This window comes from Isoptericola sp. NPDC019482 (assembly GCF_040632295.1).
Taxonomy (GTDB): domain Bacteria; phylum Actinomycetota; class Actinomycetes; order Actinomycetales; family Cellulomonadaceae; genus Isoptericola.
In genome coordinates this window covers 1-3,953 of record NZ_JBEYBQ010000074.1, presented here as the reverse complement: position 1 = coordinate 3,953, position 3,953 = coordinate 1, and the positions used below count along the sequence as shown (strand labels likewise).

5 protein-coding genes are annotated in these 3,953 nt (G+C 74.2%); 3 read left to right on the top strand and 2 right to left on the bottom strand.

The features are described 5' to 3' along the window. Window positions 1–87 precede the first annotated feature (87 nt). Together ABZ493_RS21705 and ABZ493_RS21700 are read right to left on the bottom strand one after the other, a co-directional pair. Entirely contained in the window at window positions 88–630 is a 543-nt protein-coding gene (locus ABZ493_RS21705) for a phosphoribosyltransferase (protein ID WP_430584189.1), read from the bottom strand. A gap of 114 nt (window positions 631–744) precedes the next feature. Then, window positions 745–1,707, bottom strand: coding sequence for an FKBP-type peptidyl-prolyl cis-trans isomerase (locus tag ABZ493_RS21700; protein WP_430584188.1), 963 nt, complete (start codon window positions 1,705–1,707; stop codon window positions 745–747). A 150-nt stretch (window positions 1,708–1,857) separates the two neighbouring features. Here ABZ493_RS21700 and ABZ493_RS21695 point away from each other — a divergent pair, with 150 nt between their 5' ends. From ABZ493_RS21695 to ABZ493_RS21685, 3 genes are all read left to right on the top strand, one after another. Next, on the top strand, window positions 1,858–2,157 hold the full coding sequence (locus ABZ493_RS21695; protein ID WP_430584187.1) for a hypothetical protein: 300 nt from the start codon (window positions 1,858–1,860) through the stop codon (window positions 2,155–2,157). A 51-nt stretch (window positions 2,158–2,208) separates the two neighbouring features. After that, window positions 2,209–2,982, top strand: a complete 774-nt coding sequence (locus tag ABZ493_RS21690) for an alpha/beta hydrolase (RefSeq protein WP_430584186.1) — start codon at window positions 2,209–2,211, stop codon at window positions 2,980–2,982. A 66-nt stretch (window positions 2,983–3,048) separates the two neighbouring features. Next, on the top strand, window positions 3,049–3,891 hold the full coding sequence (locus ABZ493_RS21685; RefSeq protein ID WP_430584185.1) for an alpha/beta fold hydrolase: 843 nt from the start codon (window positions 3,049–3,051) through the stop codon (window positions 3,889–3,891). Window positions 3,892–3,953 lie beyond the last annotated feature (62 nt).

Here is a 3,953-nt window from a genome sequence, read left to right as displayed (position 1 = left end):
AAGGGCGGCCCGCAGGTTCTGCGGGCCGCCCTTCGAACTACCTCGGCGGATTCGTACTACCTCGGCGGATCTCGTACTACCTCGGCGTCAGACGTCGGCGGAGTGCGCGCCGGTGACGGGCGGGTCGGCGGACCAGGGGAACGTGATCCACAGGTCGGTGTCGCGCCAGGAGTAGTCGGGCCGGATGATCGTGCGCGGCTTGGTGTAGAGCACCACGGACCGGGCGTCGGCGCCCTGCTTGGCGAGCATGTCCATGACGAGCGCGAGGGTGCGGCCGGAGTCGGCGACGTCGTCCACCACGAGCACCTTGGACCCCGGCAGCTCGGACGTGTCCATGAGCGGCGGCAGCACGCGGGGGTCGTCGAGGGTCTTGCCGATGTCGGTGTAGAACTCGACGTTCATCGTGCCCACGCCCTTGGTGCCCAGGGCGTACGCCATCGCGCCGCCGGGCACCAGGCCGCCGCGCGCGACGGCGATCACGACGTCGGGCAGGAACCCGCTGTCGACGACCTGCTGCGCGAGCTCGCGGATCGCGACGGGCAGCAGGGTCCAGGTGAGGACCTCCCGCTGAGGGCCGACGGCGTCGTCGGCGGGTACGGGCAGCTCGGCGGGGGTGGGCTCTGCGCTCATGGCACCCGAGACTACGCGCGACGGCGGGCCCCCGTGACCGGGAGCCCGCCGTCGCGGTGCTGATGACCTGGGTGGCCGTCGCCGTGACGTCCGGGACGTCACGACGACGGAGGATCACTGCGCGTCGAGGATGTCCACGACGAAGACCAGCGTCTCCTTCTGGAGCTCGTGACCCTCCTGGGCGCCGTACGCCTGGTCGGGCGGGATGACGAGCAGCACCTGGCTGCCGACGGTCTGGCCCGCGAGGCCGTCCGTCCAGCCGGCGATGACGCCCTGGAGCGAGAACGACGACGGCGTGCCGCGGTCCCACGACGAGTCGAACTGCTCGCCGTCGAGCGTCCAGCCCGTGTAGTGCGCGGTGATGGTCTGGTCCTTCGTCACCTTGGCGCCGTCGCCCTTGATCAGCGGCTGTACCACGAGGTCCTTGGGCGCCTCGTAGCCGTCGGGGATCGTCACCGACGGCTTGCCCGAGTCGTCCAGGGTGACGGTCGGCAGGCCCTTCTCGGGCTCGACGGCGGTGCCCTCGGCGCGCGTCGGGATCTTCGTCGCGTCGGTGATCTCGACGACGTTGACCATCGTGGCCGTCGAGCCGTCCTGGCCCTGCACGGGGTTGGCCACGAGCAGGCGGGCGCCCACCTTCTGCCCCGCCAGCGGCTCGGTGAGCACGCCGTAGTTCGCGTCGCCGAGGATGAAGCTCTGCGGCGTCTTCTGCTCCCAGGTGGAGCCCTGGGTGGAGCCGTCGGTGCCGAGGTAGGCGACGGTGTCCATGGTGACCTTCATGCCCTCGGCGAGGTCCGCGCCGTCGCCCTCGTCGATGACGCGCGACGTGGGCACGGACACCTCGAGCGGCGTCTCGAAGGTCACCTTCGGCTCCTTGCCGACCTCGCCCTCGACCTTCACGGACTCGAGCGCGGCGACGTCCTCCTTGGTCGGCTCGGGAGCCTCGGTGGCCGGCGACGACGACGCGGACGCGGACGGCGTGGCTCCGTCGCCGGACGAGTCGTCGGCGCAGGCGGTCAGGGTCAGGGCCGCGGCCAGCGCCAGCGCGGCAGCGGCGGCGGACGTGCGGAGCTTCACGGGGAGTCCTTCGGTCGGCGGGGACGAACCGGGCCACTGTAACGGCCCCACCTGACCGCGCCGTCCAGGGTCCGGCGACGGGACGAGACCGCCCGGGCGCGCCGCACGGCCGTGGGCCGGCTCGACGGCGCCCGGGCGACAATGGGTGGCATGCCGTCCCGCCGACCCTCCCGCAAGCGCCCCTGGGGGGCGGAGCCGCCGCCCCTCGACCTCGACCGCGCCCTCGGCGGCGTCCGCCGGGAGAGCGCGGCGGACGGCGAGTGGACCGTGCGCCGGCTGCGCGGCGGCGACAAGGCGTACCGCTGCCCCGCGTGCCGGCAGGAGATCCCGGCGGGCACGCCGCACGTCGTCGCCTGGCAGCGCGACGTCGTCGGGGGCGAGGCCGCGGGCCTCGAGGACCGCCGGCACTGGCACTCGTCATGCTGGGAGCGCCGGGCCCGGCTGCGCTGAACGGCGCCGCAGGACCGGCCAGGAGCGCCCGGCCGAACTACGCTGGACGCGATGAACGACGACGCCGCCGGACACGACACCGGACACCAGATCCGCTCCCTCACGATGCTCCCCGCCCGCCGTGAGGACGTCGAGCTGCACACCGCGGACGGGCTCACGCTCGTCGGCGAGCTCGCCCTCCCGGCCGACCGGGACCCGGTCGCGACCCTCCTCACGTTCCACCCGCTGCCCACGCACGGCGGCTACATGGACTCGCACGTGTACCGGAAGGCGGCATGGCGGCTCCCGGCGCTCGCGGACCTCGCCGTCCTGCGCTTCAACACGCGCGGCACGTCGTCCCCTCGGGGCACGTCCGACGGCGCGTTCGACGGCGGCGAGGCGGAACGGTACGACGTCGCCGCCGCGATCGAGCTCGCCGAGTTCCGCGAGCTGCCGCGCCCGTGGCTGGTCGGCTGGTCGTTCGGCACCGAGCTGGTGCTCAAGCACGGCGCCGACCCGGCAGTCGAGGGGGCGATCCTGCTCTCGCCCCCGCTGCACCGCGCCACCGACGCCGACCTCGACCGTTGGGCCGGGTTCGGCCGCCCGCTGGTGGTCCTGGTGCCCGAGCACGACGACTACCTGCGCCCCGACGAGGCCCGGCGGCGGTTCGCGCGCGTGCCGCAGGCCGAGGTGATCGGCGTCGAGGGCGCGAAGCACCTGTGGGTCGGGGAGCCGGCGGTGCGCCGGGTCCTCGACGAGATCGTCGGGCACGTGCTGCCCGGCCACGCCCCGCTGCCCACGCACTACGAGGGCGAGGTGCGGACGGCCGAGACCGTGCCGCGATGAGGTTGTCCTGATGAGGTTGTCCTGATGAGGTTGTCCTGATGACAAGGCGATGACGAGGAGTCGACGATGACCACCACCTCCGCGCTCCTGGCGACCTACCCGCTCCACGACGGGGCGGGCACGCCGGTGCTGCTGCTGCACGGTTTCCCGCTCGACCACCGCATGTGGGCGGCTGCGGCGCAGGCCCTGCCCGCGGGGGTGCGGGCCATCGGCGTGGACCTGCCGGGCCAGGGGCACTCCGACCTCGGCGGCATCCCGCCGCGGCTCGAGGACGTCGCCGACGCCGTGCACCGCACCATGCGGGAGCAGGGGGAGGGCAACGCGGTCGTGGTGGGGCTGTCGATGGGCGGCTACGTGGCGCTCGCCCTGGCGGAGCGGCACCCCGGGTTCGTCGTGGGGCTCGGGCTCGTCGACACCAAGTCCACCGCCGACCTCGACGCCGCGCGGGCCAACCGACTGCGGATCGCCGACGCGGTCACCGCGGGCCAGACGCTCGACCCGGTGCTCAGCATGCCCGGCGCGCTGCTCGGGCCGACAAGCGTGGAGAAGCGGCGGAACCTCTTCCCGCTGCTCGAGTCGTGGATCCGCGCGCAGTCCCCGTCGGGCGTCGCCTGGGCGCAGCGCGCGATGGCGGCCCGCCCCGACCGCACCGACGTGCTGCGCACGTTCGACGGGCCCGTCTCCGTGGTGGTCGGCGCGGAGGACCAGATCACCCCGCTGGTCGAGGCCGAGCACATGGTGCACGCCGCGCGCGACGGCGCGCTCACCGTCGTCCCCGCGGCCGGGCACATGAGCGCCGTCGAGGACCCGGCCACCGTCGCCGCCGCCATCGGGCTGCTGCACCGGCGCGTGGCCGAGGAGACCCACCCGCCCCGCTGGCCGTGGCAGCACCGGCCGGCCGGCAGCTGACCCACCTCGAGCGCGGGATGTACCAGGCGCCGAGGTTGCGGCTCCAGCGCCAGCGCTGGGCC

Bases quoted from the DNA above. Each gene is read 5' to 3' on its own strand.
- ABZ493_RS21705 (WP_430584189.1), bottom strand. From the start codon at position 630: ATGAGCGCAGAGCCCACCCCCGCCGAGCTGCCCGTACCCGCCGACGAC.
- ABZ493_RS21695 (WP_430584187.1), top strand. From the start codon at position 1,858: ATGCCGTCCCGCCGACCCTCCCGCAAGCGCCCCTGGGGGGCGGAGCCG.
- ABZ493_RS21690 (WP_430584186.1), top strand. From the start codon at position 2,209: ATGAACGACGACGCCGCCGGACACGACACCGGACACCAGATCCGCTCC.
- ABZ493_RS21685 (WP_430584185.1), top strand. From the start codon at position 3,049: ATGACCACCACCTCCGCGCTCCTGGCGACCTACCCGCTCCACGACGGG.